Consider the following 18759-nt stretch of genomic DNA (forward strand, 5'->3'; position numbering starts at 1 on the left):
CAGAAAAGTGTCCATGAAAGCCAGATCCACTTGAGCGTGAATGACTTTCAGCTCAGGCATCCCATAGCCTGCCGCGCAGGTTGGGCAGATGCCGAAATCAACGCCTGTGTACACCGTGACGGGTGAGGCAACTTGCGCTTGCAGGAACGCGGAGAGTTCAGACAGAGCTTCGCTGTTTCGCAGCCAATCTCGCCCGCGCTTGACCTGAACACCGTCTTGGAAGACCTCGACCAACATGGTGGCGCAAGTCGGGCAACGTAACGGGTGCGGCACACGGAAACAGTGCAAGGACAGGGCACGAACGGGTGAAGAAGGAAGCGGCATGCCTGTAGGGTGAGGGGGATTGGGGTGATGCGGGCGTCTCCAGCTCGGGTGAGGGGCCAAAAAACAGTGCCCCGCAGGGCACTGGAAGGAACGTTGAACTTATGTCAATTCAAATTGAGTCTGTCTTAAAGCCCGTGTTCAGCACGGGCTTTTGCTTATGCATAAAGCAGCCTGTCCTGGGGGTAATCCAGCTGAGCGTGTCCTCAATTCTGACTATCCTCTTGAGCTAAAGCGCTTTTGGCCGATGCACCCCTGGTGGCCCAACGGAACGAGGACCCAGCTTCAAGAATATTTCTTATATGGCGTGCGCGAAGTTGTCTCCGCTCCCAGGAGGCGCTGACTCGGCCTTACGCCTCCCTGTGCCCCAAGACTCGAGCCCCGTGCGGGGGCACTTCACCGGGCGGCACATGACCGAGATCGGTACGGCAGGCGCATGGGGGAATGAAGAGGAAAACGCTTGCATACCCGCACGTGAAGCCAACAGGCCTCTTGGCTTCACGCCCATGCTGGGGCTTTCACGCCAGGCCTGCTCCCCTCAGGGTCAGTCCTGGCCCACCCCTGATGTCGTGATCCCGAAGGTAAAGTCACCGGCGCCCCCGCTCAGCGCCAGATCCACGATCTCCAGGGTCCCGTGCGGCACGCTCCCGTCCAGGCGGCGGCGGATCACATTCCAGCCCCGGCGCAAGTCCAGATTCACGAACAGGTTGTACTGGGTGGCGTCCTGCAGGCGGGTCACGGAGCTGAACACGCAGCGCAACTCCCCCCGCAGGCGCACGTTCCCGTCCGCGTGGATGAGGTAGCCGGTCTCCTCGCTGATGTCCCAGGTGTCGGTCAGCTTGACTGGCCAGACGTTCGCGAAGGCCGGCTGCGGGGAGAAGTCAGGTCGCGGATCTGAAGTTCCCGCCCGCATGTCCGTCACGCCTGGTGCCCTGGTCCGCGCCGCTGGGTTGCGGGTGACCGCGTCCACACGGGTGATCCGCACGCCCTCCTGACCGGGATCTACCTGCAGGGTGTTCACGGCACACGGCTCGAAGGCATTGAACTCGCGCGCCCACTCCAGGGCAGTGAGTCGCTCGCTGCCTGCCAGGTCAGGGGCGGCAGGGAGGCGGACCTCAGCTCGCCCCGCCGCTGTGATGCGGCCCGCGTCAGGCAGCCGGAAGGCCGGCCCAGGCGAGAACTGGGTGAGCCGGGCCTCCAAGGAGATGGCCTGCCCCAGCGGGAACGCAGCGGAGGTCGCCCCTCCCAGGGTGCCCGCCTCACCCAGCCCGGCAGGCCGCAGGTCAGGCAGGGGCTTTGGGGTGCGGTCGATGGCTGCGATTAGGGTGGCCTCGTCCACCGGTGGAGCGGGGGGAGGCGGAGTTGTGTCGCCCGGGCACGCCGTGAGCAGCAGGGTGCAGGAGAGCAGCGGCAGGGCCAGTCGGGCACGCGGGAGCTTCATCACTCTGAGTGTGCCACTTCCTTCCTGGGTGTGCCTCCTTATCTGAGCGCGGTGCGGGGGTTCAACCCCCAGCCCAACCTGAGCCCCTGTCGCTCGCCGCAAGCGGCAGGGGGAAGGCCGCTCCGGCCGCACCATCAGGACGTGAGCGGCAACTTCGCGGTCCTGCTGGCACTCTGGCACTCTCTACGTGCATGCACTTGTGGCGTCTAGGGTCTGTGCAACTCGACATGAGGAGAGCCGCCTGAGGCAGGATGAGGGTGGCCAGCCAGGAGCGCTTATCCTTGCTCCACCATGACGTTCAAACTGCCCCCACTGGGCTCTGAGCAACGCGAAAGGCTGATGCTGGCCCTCCACGCCACCCGCGACGAGATCGAACAGGCCCTGGCGTTGCTGGGTCAGGCTGGCAACGCTGTGGCGGCGTTGGATCTGGTGGCGAAGGCGATCGCTCCGGCCCTGAAGGCGCACGACGCCTTGCTGGAGCAGATCAATGATCCAATCGGTCCACCACCGCTGGATGAAGACGCGGAGGCACACTTGCAGCAGGACGCGCGCGCGCTGCAAGAATGCGCCGAAGCGATCCTGGCAACTGTCGGGGATCCGGCGGCGCTGGACGCCGCGCGCCGCGGGCATCTGCCGATGCACGACTGGGTGGAAACGGCGTTCGTGGCCACCATCAACCTGCGGGATTTCACGTGGCCCACCTGGCCACGGGTCGAGCGTGCACACCTGGCCCTTGGTTACGAGGTGGTTGCTGCCAAGCGGTACGTGCTGTACGGAGAAAATCGGTTTGGCGCGGTGGAGTTGCCCGCAGATATGCACAAGTTTCCGCAGCGGCCGTGACAGGCTGCTCCACCGCCAGATCGAGTGGCAGACGCCCAACGAAAGCAGCGGCCAGGAAGCTCGCTGCACCCTCACCAAGACGTCCGGTATAGCTCAGCCAGATCAATCAGGCGGGTGTGTTCCATAGGGACAGCCCTGAACTCCTTCTGGAAGCCAGCACGGCTAAAGACCAGCCACTGGCGCACCGAGGCTTCGCCCAGCAGCTTCTTGGCATTTTCCTGCAACTGCTGCAACGCGCGCCCACCCTGGGGCGGGGCCGTCCACTGGCACTCCCCAAGTAACCAGCTGACTTGCTGGCCCCGGCCCAGGCGGCAGGCCACGTCAATCTCCGCGTCGTGCTCACCCTTCCCCTGCAGCAGCTGGCCGACCTCACCGTGCTCCCCTTCCCAAAAGTCATCCAAATGCAGTGCAGTCCAATGGCGACAGATGTCCTCGAAGGTTCCTGGCGCTGCATTCTTGTCCGTATTGATGCCGGGCGCGACCAGCTGATCCCAGGCCCCCTTACCACCGCGGATCTTCAGGGCGCTCAGGTGAGGCAGCGCGTACCGAAACCAGCTCGCGATGAAGGGATCGGCCAGGCTGTAGCGCTGATGGCGGGTCTTGGGCGTGGCATGCGCCGAGCGGATGTGGCGCACCAAGCCCAACTCTTCGAGACGCCCCAGGTATTTCTGTAAGCTGCTGGCGTGAATGCCCGCGGCGCTGATAATCTCGCCCGCTTTGCTGTGGCCTCTGGCCATCGCCCTCAGAATGGACGCGTAGATGCGCGGTTCGTTCAGTTCGTCACTCAGCAGCCAGTGGGCCTCTTCATGCAGCGGGCCATCCGGGTCGAGAACCAGCCGCTCGTAGTTCTCCCCGACACTCAGCTGGTCCTGAAGTTGGCCCAAATACTGGGGCATGCCGCCGAAGACGGTGCGGGCCTGGACGAGTTGTTCGGGCGTCCAGGCCGGCGTGAACTGGGCGCTTTCCAAGTAATCGAAGGGCCGCAGCACCAGATTGAGCGCACTGCGGCCATGCAGTGGGGCGCTGCGTTCCAGCAGCGCTTCCATGGGGCGGAGAGAGCTGCCGCATAAGACCAGCTTCAAGGGCTGATCCAGCCGTTCAATCCGGCCCAGGGCTTCTTGCAGCACCGATTCGAGGGTGGAGTCACCGCGGCTGAGGTGGGGAAATTCGTCGATGACCACGGTGAGGCGTCCCAGTTCGGTGGCGGCTTGACCCAGCGCCAGAATCAGCGAACGCCAGTTCTGCGCGTGCCTGATGTCGCTGGCACTTCCCGGCTGCACCAGGGGGGTGAGCGCCCCGGTCATGTCGTCGTGGAAACGCGCATAGTTGTTCTCTGGCGTCAGCTGGGCGGCCTGATGGTAGGCACTCTGACCGGGTTCGAGACTGTGCAGCAGCAGGGTGCTCTTGCCCACACGGCGCCGGCCACGCACGGTCGCCAAAGGCGTGCCCTCAGAGGCGTAAAAAGCCTGGAGCGCACCCAGTTCGCGCTGGCGGCCAATGAAGCGGGGAGACATACTTCAAAGTACGATACTTCTGAGTACCGTATATTAACCGAATCGCTTGGAGGGTATCCGCATCCTGCGCTTTTCAAGACGTTAAAAGCGATCTCTTTGGGCCGCTCTGCTTGTTGCCAGCCGCTGGGTAGCCCCTAGGGGCAGACTTCAAGAGCCGAAAAAGCCCGACCTTGGACACGGGTCGAGCTTTAGGCAGGGTGGGCTTACCGCTGGCCGGAATTAGACGCGAGTGGTAAACACGTGGTTCACCAGCGCGCTGTTCAACAATTGATCGTAGGTGCGCGCGACATGCCCCGCATGGGGCTCCCCAAGCACCACCCCCACCTCGAAGTTGATACCCAAGCCATGCCCAGTCATGTTCGCCGAGCCCAGCACCACCCGCTCTCGGTCGGCCACCGCGAGCTTCGCGTGGAGCAGACCACTCTGATGATTAGCCGTATAGGCTCTGAAGGCGGCCTTCATGCGCTCGGCCTCCTGCCGCAGCGCCTCAATCGCCCTGCTCTGCGCGCTGCTCATGTTCCCAAGGTCGTGGCCGATCAGAGTAACGTGGACGCCCCGGTGTAAGGCATCACGCAGGTCTCGCTCCATCACGTGAACGCCGCCCGCCGCGATGAACGGGGACATCAACAGCAGCTCGCGCTGCGCGCTTTGGATGGTCTGCGCCAGGCCTTCCACATAGCTCAGGCCCTGACCCTGAAGCCCTTGAGGCAGCGTCCACAGCAACTGCGTCTCCAGCGCAGCGCTGCATTGCGCCAGGTAGCCAGCCAAGGGGCGAGGCTGAACTTCCCCTTCCTTGAGGGCGCCTGCTGCCTGCAGTTCGGCCCAAAGGATGTCGCGCCCCCCCGACCCCAGCAGGTCGTCTGCCCACACCAGGTCGTGGTAATCAGTGTGCTGACCCACGCGCGCCCAGAGGGCACCCGCCATGCGGCTGAGTTGATGGTCGGTCAGGTTCATAGACATCAACGGTCGCCGGACTCTGTCCAGCTCGTCCAGTACCCGTGGGTGATGCGCCCTTTGCCGAAGCCAGCGTGTTGCGGCAACGGACCGCCATACAGCAGCGCACGCGACAGGTACTTATTGAAATGCACGCAGTTGTGCTCGCGGTACAAGCAGCCCGCACAGCTGCTGCCGTCGTGGGCGCAGATCGGGTCATAAATGCAGTCGCGCCCCTGCTGACCGGCCTCATGCAGCCACAGCGGCAAGCGCTGTTCAAAGAGGGTCAGCAGCCCACCAATCTTGCTCTCGGTAAAGCGGTTGGCATACAACGCGAACGACAGCGTTTCTGGCAGCAGGTATTCGCCGATGCTCGACGATGCGTACCCGCTCCACTCCATGCGCTGCAGCATGATGTGACTGATGCTATGCAGCAGCGTCTGCACCGCTTCTGCCGCGGGGGTAAGCTCTCCAGGCGCGACGTTGGGATCCCGCAGCGCCGTTCGCCAAAGCCACGCCCAAGCGGCAGTCGGGTCCGTCGGCGCCGGCCCAGCAACGATCTGGTTGCGAACCAGCCAGCTGGCCACCTTTACCGGATCCAGCTGGAACCACAGCGCTTCGGTTTCTGTGGGCAGGGTGTACAGAGGCAGTCGGCCGTCTTCGTCCGCCATGAAAGGGTTGACCGAGCTGCGCCGAGGATCCTTGGTCACCCGCGTGTAGCCAAACGCAGCCTGCGCGATAGGAAAGTCCTCCACCGCCTCTACCGTGCACAGTCCCAGACTCTGCATGGCTTTTTGGGCGCCATCCAGAAACTCACTGCCCCGGACTGCCTCGCCGCGGTCCGTGAGTCGTTCTGCCACCAACTGCGGCGTGGTCAGGCGCATGTTGTCGCGCAGAGCCACATGCTCGATCAAGCGCCGGGAAGGGGCGCCGCCCAGCGCCATCCCGAGATGGGTGGTCACCTGATTGATGGCATCCTGACCGGGAGGGTTGTTAACCTTATCATCGTACTGCTTCACCAACGCATTCCCAGGATCCGCTTTACGAAGCGCCTCGACAATCTGGCGGTTCATTTCGTCCTTCGCGGCATTCCCCCCAACCCACTGCTCACGCTCGCGGGCCAGATCCAGAACTTTCCCGTCCAGCACGCCCCAGGCGCGGGCGAGCAGCAGACTCTCGGCATCTGGCGTATCGCGCAGGCGCTGCTCGTCACTCTTGCGAAAATTGATGAAGGTCACAACCAGCGGGTTGTAGAGGCCCGGTTCGCCGGTGGGATAGACGCGCATGTAGCGCTCGTGGTTCGGCCGATTCTGCTTCTTGGCGTCCTCGCTGTACTCGCATTTGCAGGGCGTCATGCGCAGGGAACGAATCTGCCCGTCGCACTTCACACACACCCAGCGGGCAAGGGCTGTACGCCCTGGATCGTACAGCTTTGCCTCGGTCCCTCCACAGCTGGGGCAGCGTTCGTTGCGGGGGAGGTTGAGTTCCTGAACGCGCCCGCAGTTGTGTGCCTCGACGTAGCGCAGCTGCTTCATCGTGCCGCTGCACCCATGGCGGGGACACTGGGCGCGGCGACTCCCTTTGCGCTCCACGTCAGCGTACGCCGTCACGTAGCCGCACTTGCGGCACTGCACGTTCTCCGGATAGGGCGTGAAACCCACAGCGCGCGGCTGCCCGATGCGAAAGCGGCCCATCCGCTTGGCGGGGTCGCGTACGTCTGGGAAACGGGTGCGGAAGGTGTCAGTCCACTGGCCAACGGCGTCCCCGATCGCGTCGAACAGCGCGATGTCGTTGAGGCTGTCTTCTTCTAGGGGGTCGAGTTCGATGGTGGTGACGCGGCACAGGCCGAAGTCGTCGTGGTCGAAGATCGCTTCCGGCAGGTACCGGTACAAGACCTGCGTCTGGCCGCGCTGAAGTTCTCTGGGCATGAAGTCCTCAAAATGGGCAGAGCTTCCGGGGGTGGCTCGCTCAGCCTCTTACCCCGGGGAAAGGTTTATTTGCCGGAGTGCTCGAACCAGTCCAGCGTGTCGTAGGGGACGCTATCGGGGCGGAAGGGAATGGAACGTTCCACATCGCGCAGACTTGTCATCGGCTTTGGATTGAGCGCGTCTCCCAGGTTCTGGCGTGCAGCCGTCTTGGTGTGCTGCACCAGGCGGGCATGCAGCAGCCCGTAGGCTTCATCAATTAGCGCGACCTGGCCAGACTCAAGTTCCGCGTCGTAGTTGCTATCACCGAGCGCCTGAGCGCCGCGCAGGTGGTCGGTGATCCACAGGTGCGCGCCGCCGGGTGTCAGTGGCCGGTCAAGCCATTTCAGCGCCTGGGTGACGTTCTTGAGCTGCGTCATTCTCGTCTTCTGCGGCTTGTCCTTCTCGGTCGGCATAGCCAGGCCGTAGATCAGCCCCGCGACGGTGCCACTGAGGGTGCGGCGCAGCGCCTGCTTGGCAAAGCGGTTGACCGGCACCGGCGTGACCATGCGGTCCAAGTGTTGGTGGTATTCCTGGAAGCGGCTGTAGATGCTGGACGCCCGCAGATTGCGCACCGGCAGCACGACCACCACCAGGCCGACTTTCTTGCGGCCGCTGCGGCTGGAGGCCTGGATGTATTCGGCCGTCTCGGCGGGATACTTCTCCATCACCATCAGGTTGCAACGCTCCAAATCAACCCCGTGGCTGATCACGTTGGTGGCGACCAACGCATCGACGTGCAACGCGGACTTCCAGTCCTCCGGGCTCTCAATCTCCTCGATCACCCCCGCAATTTCCCCGGTGCTCGACCGTCCCGAGAGATAGCGGACGCCCAGATCCCGCGCGCCATTCAGAATTTCCTTGCTGGCGTCGTTCAGGAAGTCCTTGACGCGGGTGCCGCCGGTGAGGCTGGCCACATAGGTCAGCGACATGGAGTAGTAGTGCCGCAGGGCGGCGAGCTCCCCGGGCGTGGTTGTCTCCTTCAGCGCTGCGAGGGTGGCTGCCTCTTCTTCGAACAGTTTCGTGACGGTCGAATTCAGAATTCGCGCGCAGCGGGCGGCCGCTTCCGTAGAAAGCCCGCTGGGCCGGAACGCCACGAACACGCGCGCGGTCTTCGCCACGCCGGGCGCGGTCTCCTCAATCTTGGCGTAGAAATTCTCGTGCCGCTTGTAGCCGCGGCTCGGGAAGCGCCGGGCGTCTCGGACTCCATAGAGGTGACGGGTCTGGTGCTCAAAGCCCTCAATGGTAGCTGTGGCAGCAATGACCTTGGACTTTTTACCGCCGGCTTGCTCTTCGCAATAGCGAATCAAAGTCTCGTAATGACCGGCGAAGGCGCCAAGCTCTTCTTGCAGCAGGTGCAACTCATCTTGCAAGTGCAAGGTCGGCGAGGGGTCCTTGGGTTGAATCAGCGGCAGTTTAGCGATGTCCTGCATCTTGAGGTCGCAGCCGTAGATGCAAAAGTCGATGTTGCCGTACCCGTGGGTCGGGCACTTCCAGCGGGGCCCGGCCCAGAGAATGCCGAAGCGCTCCTGCATGCCCAGCGTGGCCGCCTTGTCCACCGTGCCGACGATCAGCGCCGGCAACGTGCGGTAGATCTCCGCGTCAGTGATCACCACGGGCAGGTAATACATGCACTTCGGGTCTTGACAGCGGTGGTAGAGCCGACTTTGCTTGGGGCGGGGCTCCATCTTTACCGTGCCCTTCCCCCCGCACTTGGGACAGTCGGCGATCATCTTGAATTTCTCGCAGCTCTCTGGCGTGGCGTGATCCTTGAAGAACTTGTCGTCCAGTGTGTTCGGTGTGGTGCTGCTGCCCACAAAGTATCCGAGCAGCAGCTTGTCGTGCTCGCCTTGGATGCCCAGCCCGTCAAGCTCGATCTGCGCCTCATGGATCATCGTCACCGCGCGCTGCAGCTGCTGCACGCTGAGCATCCGCAGGGGGAAGCGCAGCCAGGCGGTCACTCCCATGGTCTTGCCCCGTAGGCGGTCGTACAGGATCGCGCAGCAGATCAGCCCCAAATAGCTCTCGGTTTTGCCGCCGCCGGTGGGGAACCAGAGTACATCCGCAATGTCGAGATCTCCAGTCCAGTCATGGTGGTGGCCCAGGTGATCTTCGCCCTCAGACACGTTCTCCCGCAGCGCCAGCGCGGGCAGCTGCGTGACGATGAAGGCAATCTGGAACAGGCGCCACCGGTCGAACCCCTTTTTGGCCGCGATCCGTCCCATCACCCGGTTCATTGCCTGGAAAGCGCGCAGCAGCTCAGGTTGCGCGCGCAGCGCCGCGATGCCCGCGGCAAAGCGGTGCACTTCTCCCTGGAATCTCTCAAAGTCAGTCTGGCATTCAATGAGTTCTTCCGGCGTCAGGCCTTCGCTGTTCGCGCCCAACACCTTGTCCTGCCAGTGGGTGACCTCGGCCTCCATCGCCGCGTAAATTTCAGCCAGCACATCGAAGGTGTTCTCAGCGAAGCGGCCGAACTCGGTGGGCAGATGATCTTTGGTGGTCAGGCGGGGCTGGTCGAAACGCGCAAGGGCATGGGTCTCGAAGTGCCCGGTGTGTTGGTCGATGGTCACGGACGTGTTGTGCCCGACCCCCCAGACCCGCCGGTCGTACTGGTAGTCGCGGGGAATGGGCAGGATTTCGATCGGGGCGACCATCCCCTGGGTCACGTCGCCCCACAAGCGCGCGTCGGCCAGAATGTTGACGTTGTCCTGGGTGCGAACATCATTGCGCAGCGTGTCGTTGGACAGGTACAGGCTGACCCGCACGTTGCCGTTCGCCTGGGGCTCGGTTCGGATCATTAGAGAAGCCTGGAGCGCTGGATCCGGTCGACCGGGCTTCTTGTCCCGCATGTGCGCGGCAATGAATTTTTCAAAGGCCGGCTCGTCTTTCAAATCGGCCTCGGTCAGCTGCGCGCCAGCGCGGGTGGCCATCGTGTTCTCCGGGGCTGGCCGGTCGACCAGGGCGCGGGTGATGGCGTCGTCCAGGGCAGTCTGAATTCGGCCAGCGTCCCGCTGCTCGGTCATCTTGGTCGCGTCCAGCGTGAAGGTTAGGTTCTCGAGCTGCACCGCGTTGCGCCGCAGAGCGTATGCCAGGGTCATCGCCGTATCCGACTGCTTGCCGCGCTTCCCTTTCGGCACTGGAGTAGGGGGCGTTGGGGCCTTGGGGGCGGTGCCCGGCCGGTAGGTGCCGCCGAGAGACTCGAGCTGCTGGCGGTAGGTTGGCAGGTGCGTGGTGTAAAAGGCGAAGGACAGGTTCACGGTGACGCTGACCTTCCCGTCCACAGGGGTGAGCATCAGCTCGCACCCCAGAGCCGAGGGGGGGCGGCGCGGCACATCTTGGTCGTCCACCCGCTCTACTGGAGCTCGGCGCACCTCCGGCTCCTCGTCGTCTGCTTCGCCGCTAGTCTCCGCCTTGGGATTGGGTGCCGCGAGGGGAACTGCTCTGGCCACCTTCAGCGGGGCAGCCGGGCTTTCGCCTTCAGCCATCTCCCCGGCATCGAGAGGCTCCGCCTCATCAGGATTGCGCCAGGGCGCCAGAACACCAAGATGGCACTCGTCGATGGGGAGGCGGTTGACCAGGGTCAGTTCTTCCCGGCCAGCGAGCCGGCGTTCCAGGCGGTTGATAAAGTGATTGACGATCTCGATTTCCTGTGGGTAACGGGTGGGGGGAGCGCTCACGTAATTTCTCCTTCGGAAAAGTTGGATGGGCAGAGGGGCGGTCAAGCAACAGAAGCAGTGGGCTGCAGGCGTGTGACTTGCGTCACGCGGCGCAGTTCCACGGCTGCGAGCACTTCACTCACGTGTGCGTCGAGCTGGCGCGAGCTGTTCAGAGCGGCTTTGTACCCCTCGCCGGTGGCGATGGCACGCAGCACGGCGTGCAGCGCCCGACCGGCGGACCGGTTGCGGTTGCGCACCCCCTGAATCGCTTCGTAGGTGTGTGTGATCATGGCCTCGTTCGGGTACAGCCCACTGCGCAGCGCAAGCAGACGCATGTGGGAAAAGCTCTGCGGCTCGTTGCCGAACTCGGTCAACCAGCTGCGCAGGGTGGTGTAGTGGACATCAAGGCCGTCTTGTTGCAGCGCCCGCTCCAAGGCGCGAATACTCGGGTACTGATCGAGCAGGATAATTTTGGCGTGCCGCCACAGCTGCAGGGCGATCTGATGCCCGCGCGAAGACCGTGCGTCAAGCACCTCCACCAGGCGTTCGAACAATGTGCTGTAAGCGTCGTCCACCATGCTGACAACGTGCATGCCTGCGGCCACATCTCTGGCACAGTGCCGAACCAGCTGCCCGGTATCGGGGTAGAACACGTCCACGATGCGTTTCTCAGGTAGAGTCTGCACTTCACCGTCTTCGTAGCGCACTGTTACCTGCCCCCCAGACATTTGCAGGGGCGAGGGGCGGATCCCCGGTGCGCCTGGCTCCAAGTCCAAGCGGCGCAGTTCAGCGCTCACGAGCTCGTCCATGTCCAGGTGCAGGCCCTGGGTCTCTACAGTTTGCAGGAGGCGAATCGGCTGACCATCCAGACCTTCGATGTGCAGTTCAGGGCGGGGCGAGGAAGTCATCAGGTCACCGGGGGGGCAGGTCATACCCAAGCACGTCAGGGTCGAGCGCAGGTGATCGGTGGCTTCCAAAGCCTCCAGCTCCGCATAGCTGCGGTGGTGCAGGCCCTGTTCAAGCGGCACTTCGTGGGGGTAAAGAATGCTTTCCGCGGCGACGGTGGGATAGACGTCAAGGTAGCGCAGCGTCCCGTGGCGGTATCCAGGCAGGACACTGCGCCAAGTCTGGCCGGCGCTTGCACGGCGCGCTTCCTCACGGGCATGCAGGAACTCGATCTGTCCGCTGAGTTCGTGCCTGTCCAGTCCAGGAATGAGGAGGGTGACGGCCCGGCGCAGCAGCTCGGTCTCGGCCCGGCTGGGAGCGACCACGATCAGGGGCGGGCCAGGCTCGCCCAGCAGGGTCTCGATCCGCTGCGTGAGGGCGTAGAGCTTCACGGGCTCCTGGCGCTGACTGAGAAGGTCGTAAGCTTCCCGCAACAAGGCCGTGAGCTGCACCCAGGGGCCTTGCAGGGCGGCGTTGGGCAGGCTTATGCCCGTCAGCTGGTCGATTTGCTCACGCAGCATCAGACCGCCCCAGCCTTTCCGGGCCAGCGCTTCGTACTGCAGCAGCGGCACAGCCAGCTGGCGCATTCGGTGGTAGATGCTCCAGGCGTCCAGCAGGGCGGGGGCGCTGCGCGCGAGCCCCATCAGGGTCACGAGCAACCCGCGCACCTCAGCGAGCGCACGGTCGAATGCTGGGTCGTCCTGACACACGTAGACCCGGCGCTGAGGGGCAGTGGTGCTTGGAGCGGGACCGCGCAATTCCTCTGCCACGGCCTGCTGCGGGCCGGGGGACCACAGCCAGGTCAGACGCGCGGCAGGGTTCCCCAGCTCAGCGAGAAGGCGTTCCCCGAGCGGCGGCGTGAGAAAGATTCGCAGGGGCGCGGCCCGCGTGGCGCGTTCCAGTTCACCCAGGCGCGAGAACGTCCGTGGGTGCGTGGCGTCAACGATCACTGCGCCGATGTTGCTGGGGAGGGCCTCCAAGCGAGTGATCCAGCCAGGGTTGGCGACGATGACGTGGGGGCGGTCATCCACGACAGGGTGGTAGCGAGAGAACGATTCGACCGACCAGAATTGACTGAACCGAATATCGCTGCCCTCAAGTTCCAGGTTTTCCAGGTGTTCGAGGCTCCCGGTGATGGCGTGGGTGACCAGCAACAGGTTGCCACTCAGGCGCTGGCCTCCCAGATGTTGATGCAAGAAATCGGTAACCAGTAGACCGGTAGCGGCTATCACGGCGCTTTGCGCTCCATCTGGCGGCATCACGATGTTGACCAGGGGCCGCTCCCCGGAGGGGCGAGTGAGCAGTTGGGAGGCCAGAAGAGCCGTGGCCTTCTGGGCAGGCGTGGTTCCGCGCGGTAGGACCTGGTGGTGCAGCATGCCGCGTGCGGCGCTGCGCTCCATCTGCGCCAGCTGCAGGAACGCCCGCACCCACATCAAGTGATCCGCTCGCCTTTCAGGTCTTGCTTTTTAAGGTGCAACTGGAAGATGGTGGCCGCCTGGCCTGGCTGATCCGCTGCAGCAGCCTCAGCGAGTGCCCGGCCCATCGCGACGAGCTCGCGGGCTTCCTGCCCCTCACCCGCGTGTACGACGGTGGGTGGCCCGCCGGGCTGATCGTCGCGCACACACTCGATCACCAGGTCGTGCAGCATGCCCTTGCCGCCCCGCTTGGAGTGGTCGGCGCTGTTCTCGGCGTGGGTCACGGCCAGAGCACTGATGCGGAAGCCGGCACCATGCAGGGCGCTGCCCAGGGCTGTCCATGCAGCGAGCTTGCGGTTATGGAAGGTGAGAATCAGCCGCCCCTCAGGCTTCAGGGTGCGCCGTGTCTCTTTCAGGCAGGCCATGATGGCGTCTTGGTAGTGGTCAGCGCCCTGCTGACGAACCCGGTTCGGCACAGCTTCCTGGTGCTCGTCGTAGGCGGACAACGGCGTGTATTGGGCAAGCCAGAAGTGAAAAAGGCGCGCGAGCTCGCCGTACTGCACGTCATCAAAGTAGGGAGGGTCAGTGAGGGCTAAATCAATGCAGCCGTCCGGAAGAGCCTGCTGTTCGCTGCTGCCGATCGCCACGGTGAGCCCCCGGGGCAGGGTGGCGATGCGCTCCTGAGGCTTGACCTTGAGGGCGCCGCCTGGCATGGTCATTTTTTCATTGCGCCATTCCAGCGCCTTGCGGGCACCCTTAATGCGGCGACCCAGAGTGCCGCGACCCACCGGGGACAGCAGGTTGGTCTCGACCACGAAGGTGGTGTGCGCAAAGTGATGGTTGGCGATTCCCTCAAAGACCTTCTGGTGAAAACGGTCCCACCGGCAGAGATAGGCGGGCATCTCGGCCATGCCGATCACCGCGAGGGCCAGCCGGTCGCGGCAACCTGGCGAGACCTCGAGTGCGGCGACTTGCTTGAGTGCTTCAAGAATGGTCTCGCCCTGACGCCGCGTGTAGAGGTCGCCCCAGGTCTCGAAGCCAACGTTCATCAGACGGTTGGTCTCCTGCCCCGCCTGCAGCGGGACGTGCAGTGCAGCGGGCTGAGCCGTGGTCAGATCGGTGAGAGGATCACCGTCTTCGGTCAGGCGCAATTTCGCGCGGGCACGGCCGTGCGGGTCAAGAGTGACTTCCTGAACCAGGACTTCTTTCCAGCGCGGCGTGCGTCCGTAAAAAGCGGTGGTGATGGCCTCATGCTTGCAGTGAACGCACCGCTTGAGGGTTGTGCCACGCGTTTGCGGCTTATGAATCAACTTGCAGGCGGGGCAGGTGACTTTGGCCCCCTTGATCTTCTGGGCGTGGACGTGTCCGCAGCCTTGGCAACCGTAGAAGCCGAGCTGCTCGTCGGGGTGTCGTGAGGCTTTGGAAAGGAGATGTTCGGGAAAAAGATAGACGTCTTTGGTGCAGGTGGGGCAGCAACCGACGCGCACGCGCATGACATGCGAGAGGGTGCGGCCGTCGTCACGCTGGTAATGGCTGCTCAAGGGCTCGAGGCGCTCGAGCAGCAGTTGAGCGGCGGTGTCGAACTCCTCCAGCTCGGCAGGCGCCACGCTGGTCATCAGCCCGGTAATTGGCCAGGGATACAGGTCTTGAGCGTACATGCGCAGGTGGCGCCGGGCGGCTTCCACCGCGACAGTGCCCCCGCCACTGAAGGGGTCAGACAGGCACAGGTCGTTGTTGCCAGTCGTCAGGGCAGCAGCGTCAATAATCGCCCCCATCAGGCTGTGGGGACGCCTGGCCCACCAGCGGAACACCGAAATAGAGGGGGTGTACTTTTCACGGTTCGACTGTTCCCGGGCTACGGCTGCCTCCACATCTTCCCAGACGATGTTGCCCAGGGTAGAAGGCGCAGGTAAAGGAACAGGTTGAGGGGCGTGAGTCATGGTGGTTCCCATGATGCTATAGAAAATTGTCGACGCCGTGGTGTAACTTTGCGGCACCTGACGGCGAGACTGCTTGTCTGTGCCGCTGCCAAGCCGAGACATGTTCATGAAGCTCAGGCTTGACTCATCATTTTCCATAGTTAGCGTTCTCAATTCGGACGGATCGGAGAACCAGGGGCAATCCGTATTCGGGAAAGAGGATGCGTGGCTGACGCATACGCAAGCAGTCTGCGGCGCTCTGATCTGCCTCGTCTGATCCTCCATGATCGCATCTTCCCTCTAAGGCTGAGGGCTCCCTCAAAGGTTCACCACGGGTCTGTCAGAAGAATGGAGGCAAGGCCGAACATCAGGTAGTTCTGAGGATCGTAGTACCCAGGCCAGCGGATCATGCGCATAGAACACGTTCCCAAAAGCCTCTTCTGCCAAGTTCAGACTCGTGGCCTGGGTCACCAGCAGCTGCTGCAGGGTAGGCTCCCCTGGGGTGACCACGCGCAACGACAGCGTGTCGATCCGGCAGCGCGGGGCGCTCCTCATTCCAGGTCGTACGAACAGCTCAGACTGAAGTTCAAATTGTCGGAGGCTAGTGCCAACGCTTCCAAGTGGTCGAGAGCCCCCGCGGTGCACCAGTGCCCCAACAGCTCGCGGGCCACGCCCCGCCGCACCGTCGGCCAGAAGGTTTTCGGCAGCGGCTCCCCACGGTAAAACGCGTGCCAGAACACCTCCAGCGCCTCGTCTTCACTCTGGGCGCAGGCCACCACCACCTGCATTAACACACCCTCTCCGGTGGCGAAGTGGTTCAGGGACACCGTGTACACCGTGAACTTGCTCATCTCTCTCCTTCTCAGCCCGCGGGCTGGTCACTCCGCATCCGGAAGGTGCCGCTCCGGATGCCGTCCTGTTCCAGGCCGAGTAAAAAATGCTCGGTAAAGATGCGGCCCAGGGCGTGGTGGTCAATACCAGACCAGATATAGACGCTGGGGGCCAGACGCTGCTGAATGCCCCATTCATCGGGATAGAAATGTCTGAGGAAGTCGCGGCGGGCCTCTTCACAGCTGCGGGCCAGAGTGACCATGACTTCCAGGACCTGGTCGCCTTCCCGCCCGGTGGCGAGCATCAGGGTGTACGTGCTGAACTCCATCTGGACTGGGGTGGACTCGTTCATGACCGAACCTTCCTTTGGGCAACCGGGAGGGTTGGATGCGTCCCGCTGCGCCCTGGTCCAGAGACGGGTTCAGGTGAAATTGACCCATCAGGGACGGAAAGGACGGCGCCCCCTTCCCGGCCCCGTCCAGTGGAGCAGGTCCTCAATGGTGCGGCATGGAGGCGTTTTGGGAATCCAGTGCGTGCTGGCGGGGGAAAATAGCCGGTGGTCTCAGGACAGACTGACCTGATGAAGGACACAGGGAAGATGTGGGGGCAGAAATGCCGTTCCAGACAGCAGGATTGGGTGGCGTGTGGGGCAAGTCATCCAACTGAGTCTGTCCATGCATCGAAATATGCGGGGGCGTAGGCTTGCCCTGGCGGCGGTGTAGTGGAGGAGCGCCGTCTACAACGGGAAATGACGCTCTGTGAGGAGCGTCATTTCGGGTCAGGACAGACTGAGCTTTACGGGGACAGACTGAACTGGATTTGACAACTTACTTGGACAAGGAGCTGATCATGGTCGCCATGGGCAGGAAGACGCTCACCACGATCACGCCCACCACACCACCTAGAAACATGATCAGGAATGGCTCAATCGCGGTCGTCAACCCTTCGACTGTACTGTTGACTTCGTCGTCATACAGCGCACCTAGGTACGCCAGGGTGTCCGGGAGGGATTGTTGTTCCTCCGCCACGCGGTACTGCGACCAGTAGAGTTCTGGGAAGGCTTTGGGGTGTTCTTGCATGATGTGCCACATCGGTTCCCCGATGATCACCTGCGCCCGCATCTCCAGGACTAAGGCCCGGTAGACCTCGTTTGAGGCGATGCCAGAGCCGATGGTCAGCGTGTCTTGCAACGGAATCCGGTTCTTGAGCATCACCGCGACCGCTTTGCTGTACCGAGCCAGGGTAAAGGTTTTCAAGAGCGGCCCGACCACGGGCAGGCGCAACATCAGGCGGTCAAACTGCAACTTGCCGCGTGGGGTCTTGCGGTACTGCATCCCACCGTAGATCAAGCTTCCCAAGGCGAGGAGCAATCCCACCGTGAAGTAGGGATTGGAGAGCAGATCGCTCAGCGCTTTCACAGCAGCGGTCAGGGGGGGCAGTGGTGTGTCCAACTGATCGAGGATTTGCATAAACGTGGGGACGATTTTCGCCATGATGAAGTACGTCACCACCAGACACAGCGCCCCAATGATCCCGGGCAGCATCAGGCCTTTTTTGACCATACCCTGAATCTTGAGTTGCCAGCGGTACATGTCCGCGAGTTCCATTAGGGGTTTGGCCAGCCCGCCTGCCTCCCGGCCCATGCGAATAAAAGCCACGAAGACCGGATCGAAGATAGTGCTGAACTCTTGCCGGGCGAACACATCATCCAGCGCTTCTCCGGCTTCAGCGGCTACCCGGACTTTCTCCACGGCGGTGCGCATGCGTTCATTCGTAATCGTCCGGGCGGCGATGCCCAGGGCCACGCGTTGTGGCACGCCACCCCCAATGAGTTGCGCGAACTGTTGAGTGAACATGGCGCGGTCTTTCAGGCTGGGATTGCGGTTGTTCCAAGGCAGGGTGATGTCCTGGTTCTTGATGACTTTGGTCGCGGTGACGCCCAGGCCTTTGACTTCCGTGCGGGCGTCATCCAGGGACGAGGCCCGTACCTTGCCTTTCTGGAGTTTGCCAGAGGCGCTGTAGCCCTCGTAATTGAACTGGGTCACAGCGTAACCACTGTGGTAGTGAGCACGAACAGGAAGCCCGTGAGGGTGACGGAGATCAAACCGATGACCAGGGGTGCCGTGAGTGCTTCTAAGAGCTTATTCATGCCTGTCCGCCGGTTACTGTGGCTTCCAAGCGTAGGTGATGGGCCACTGCTTGCCTTGAGCGTCCGTGATCTTCCAGTTCAGCGTGATCGGGGTGGTGCTGCGGGCAGGCACCGTGATGACCCCGATCTGGGCGGTGCGGGGCAGCACTTGGCCCGTGCCGGAATCATTCCGGATGGAGAGCTGTCCAGCGAGGGGTTTGCCGTCCTGGGTCAAGACCAGTTGGGCTGGATCGAAGGTCACGCTGGTTTGACTGGTGTTGGTGACGCTGTAGGTCAACACGTACGCGTTGCCTGCTTTGCGCGTTTGGAACGCGAGTTTCAGGGCGTCGGGCAAGGGAGAGGTGCTGGTGGCTGGGCGAGGCGCCACAGGGAGTGGAGGAGCGGGTGCCACTGGGACGGCGGAGGCAACAGCCTGAACGAGCGGTTTGGCGGGTGCCACTGGGGCGACGGGTGTGGACGAGGCGGCCAGGCTCGGTGTGACGGGCGCGGGCGTGCTCGCGGTGGGGGGATTGAGGAAGCGTGTCCAGCGGGTCTGCAACTGCACGGTCTCTTCCAAGGTCGCAATCTTGAGCGGGGCCGGACTCTGAACGTAGACCCCAATCCCGGTGCCCTGGTAATCCGGGATGTAGTAGCTGCCATCGGCGAGGGTGACCGTGCCGAATGGCAAGAGGTCAACCTGAAACGGCGTGGGCGTGTTAAGGGCAGCACTCGTCGTTGTGTTGGGCGTACTGGGGCTGACCGTCTGGGCCAGGCTGAAGGGTGCGGCGAGGGTGAGCAGGGCGAACAGGGGAAGCAGTGATTTCATGGCGAGACCTCGGAAAACAGTGTGAA

The 18759-nt window shown here is 63.1% G+C and carries 12 protein-coding genes; 1 reads left to right on the plus strand and 11 read right to left on the minus strand.

Going from position 1 to position 18759, the window contains the following annotated elements; translation table 11 throughout:
* Positions 1-865: 865 nt before the first annotated feature.
* Entirely contained in the window at positions 866-1762 is an 897-nt protein-coding gene (locus F561_RS24705; RefSeq protein WP_019008621.1) for a hypothetical protein, read from the minus strand.
* Positions 1763-2053: 291 nt separating this feature from the next.
* Here F561_RS24705 and F561_RS0103825 point away from each other — a divergent pair, with 291 nt between their 5' ends.
* A complete protein-coding gene (locus F561_RS0103825) occupies positions 2054-2602 on the plus strand; it encodes a hypothetical protein (RefSeq protein WP_019008622.1) in 549 nt (182 codons plus the stop codon).
* A gap of 71 nt (positions 2603-2673) precedes the next feature.
* Here the strand turns inward: F561_RS0103825 and F561_RS0103830 are convergent, their stop codons facing one another.
* The 10 genes from F561_RS0103830 to F561_RS0103885 form a co-directional block, all read right to left on the minus strand.
* Complete coding sequence (locus F561_RS0103830; RefSeq protein WP_019008623.1) at positions 2674-4116, minus strand: ATP-binding protein; 1443 nt, start codon at positions 4114-4116, stop codon at positions 2674-2676.
* 219 nt (positions 4117-4335) lie between these two features.
* Positions 4336-5070, minus strand: coding sequence for a phospholipase D-like domain-containing protein (locus tag F561_RS0103835; RefSeq protein ID WP_019008624.1), 735 nt, complete (start codon positions 5068-5070; stop codon positions 4336-4338).
* A 5-nt stretch (positions 5071-5075) separates the two neighbouring features.
* The gene (locus F561_RS0103840; RefSeq protein WP_019008625.1) at positions 5076-6977 is read right to left on the minus strand and encodes a hypothetical protein; all 1902 of its coding nucleotides are present in this window, start codon (positions 6975-6977) and stop codon (positions 5076-5078) included.
* Between the two features lie 65 nt (positions 6978-7042).
* Positions 7043-10690 carry a C-terminal helicase domain-containing protein gene (locus F561_RS24715; protein WP_019008626.1) on the minus strand — a complete coding sequence of 1216 codons (3648 nt, stop codon included), beginning with the start codon at positions 10688-10690 and terminating at the stop codon, positions 7043-7045.
* Positions 10691-10731: 41 nt separating this feature from the next.
* Positions 10732-13041: a hypothetical protein gene (locus F561_RS0103850; protein ID WP_157451537.1), complete on the minus strand. Its 2310-nt coding sequence runs from the start codon at positions 13039-13041 to the stop codon at positions 10732-10734.
* 5 nt (positions 13042-13046) lie between these two features.
* The gene (locus F561_RS0103855) at positions 13047-15107 is read right to left on the minus strand and encodes a hypothetical protein (protein ID WP_019008628.1); all 2061 of its coding nucleotides are present in this window, start codon (positions 15105-15107) and stop codon (positions 13047-13049) included.
* Between the two features lie 392 nt (positions 15108-15499).
* The gene (locus F561_RS0103865; RefSeq protein WP_019008630.1) at positions 15500-15799 is read right to left on the minus strand and encodes a hypothetical protein; all 300 of its coding nucleotides are present in this window, start codon (positions 15797-15799) and stop codon (positions 15500-15502) included.
* A gap of 11 nt (positions 15800-15810) precedes the next feature.
* The gene (locus tag F561_RS0103870; RefSeq protein WP_157451538.1) at positions 15811-16131 is read right to left on the minus strand and encodes a hypothetical protein; all 321 of its coding nucleotides are present in this window, start codon (positions 16129-16131) and stop codon (positions 15811-15813) included.
* Positions 16132-16606: 475 nt separating this feature from the next.
* Positions 16607-17824: a type II secretion system F family protein gene (locus F561_RS0103875; protein WP_019008632.1), complete on the minus strand. Its 1218-nt coding sequence runs from the start codon at positions 17822-17824 to the stop codon at positions 16607-16609.
* Positions 17825-17941: 117 nt separating this feature from the next.
* Entirely contained in the window at positions 17942-18733 is a 792-nt protein-coding gene (locus tag F561_RS0103885; RefSeq protein WP_026298580.1) for a hypothetical protein, read from the minus strand.
* Positions 18734-18759 lie beyond the last annotated feature (26 nt).

This window comes from Deinococcus aquatilis DSM 23025 (assembly GCF_000378445.1).
Lineage (GTDB): Bacteria > Deinococcota > Deinococci > Deinococcales > Deinococcaceae > Deinococcus > Deinococcus aquatilis.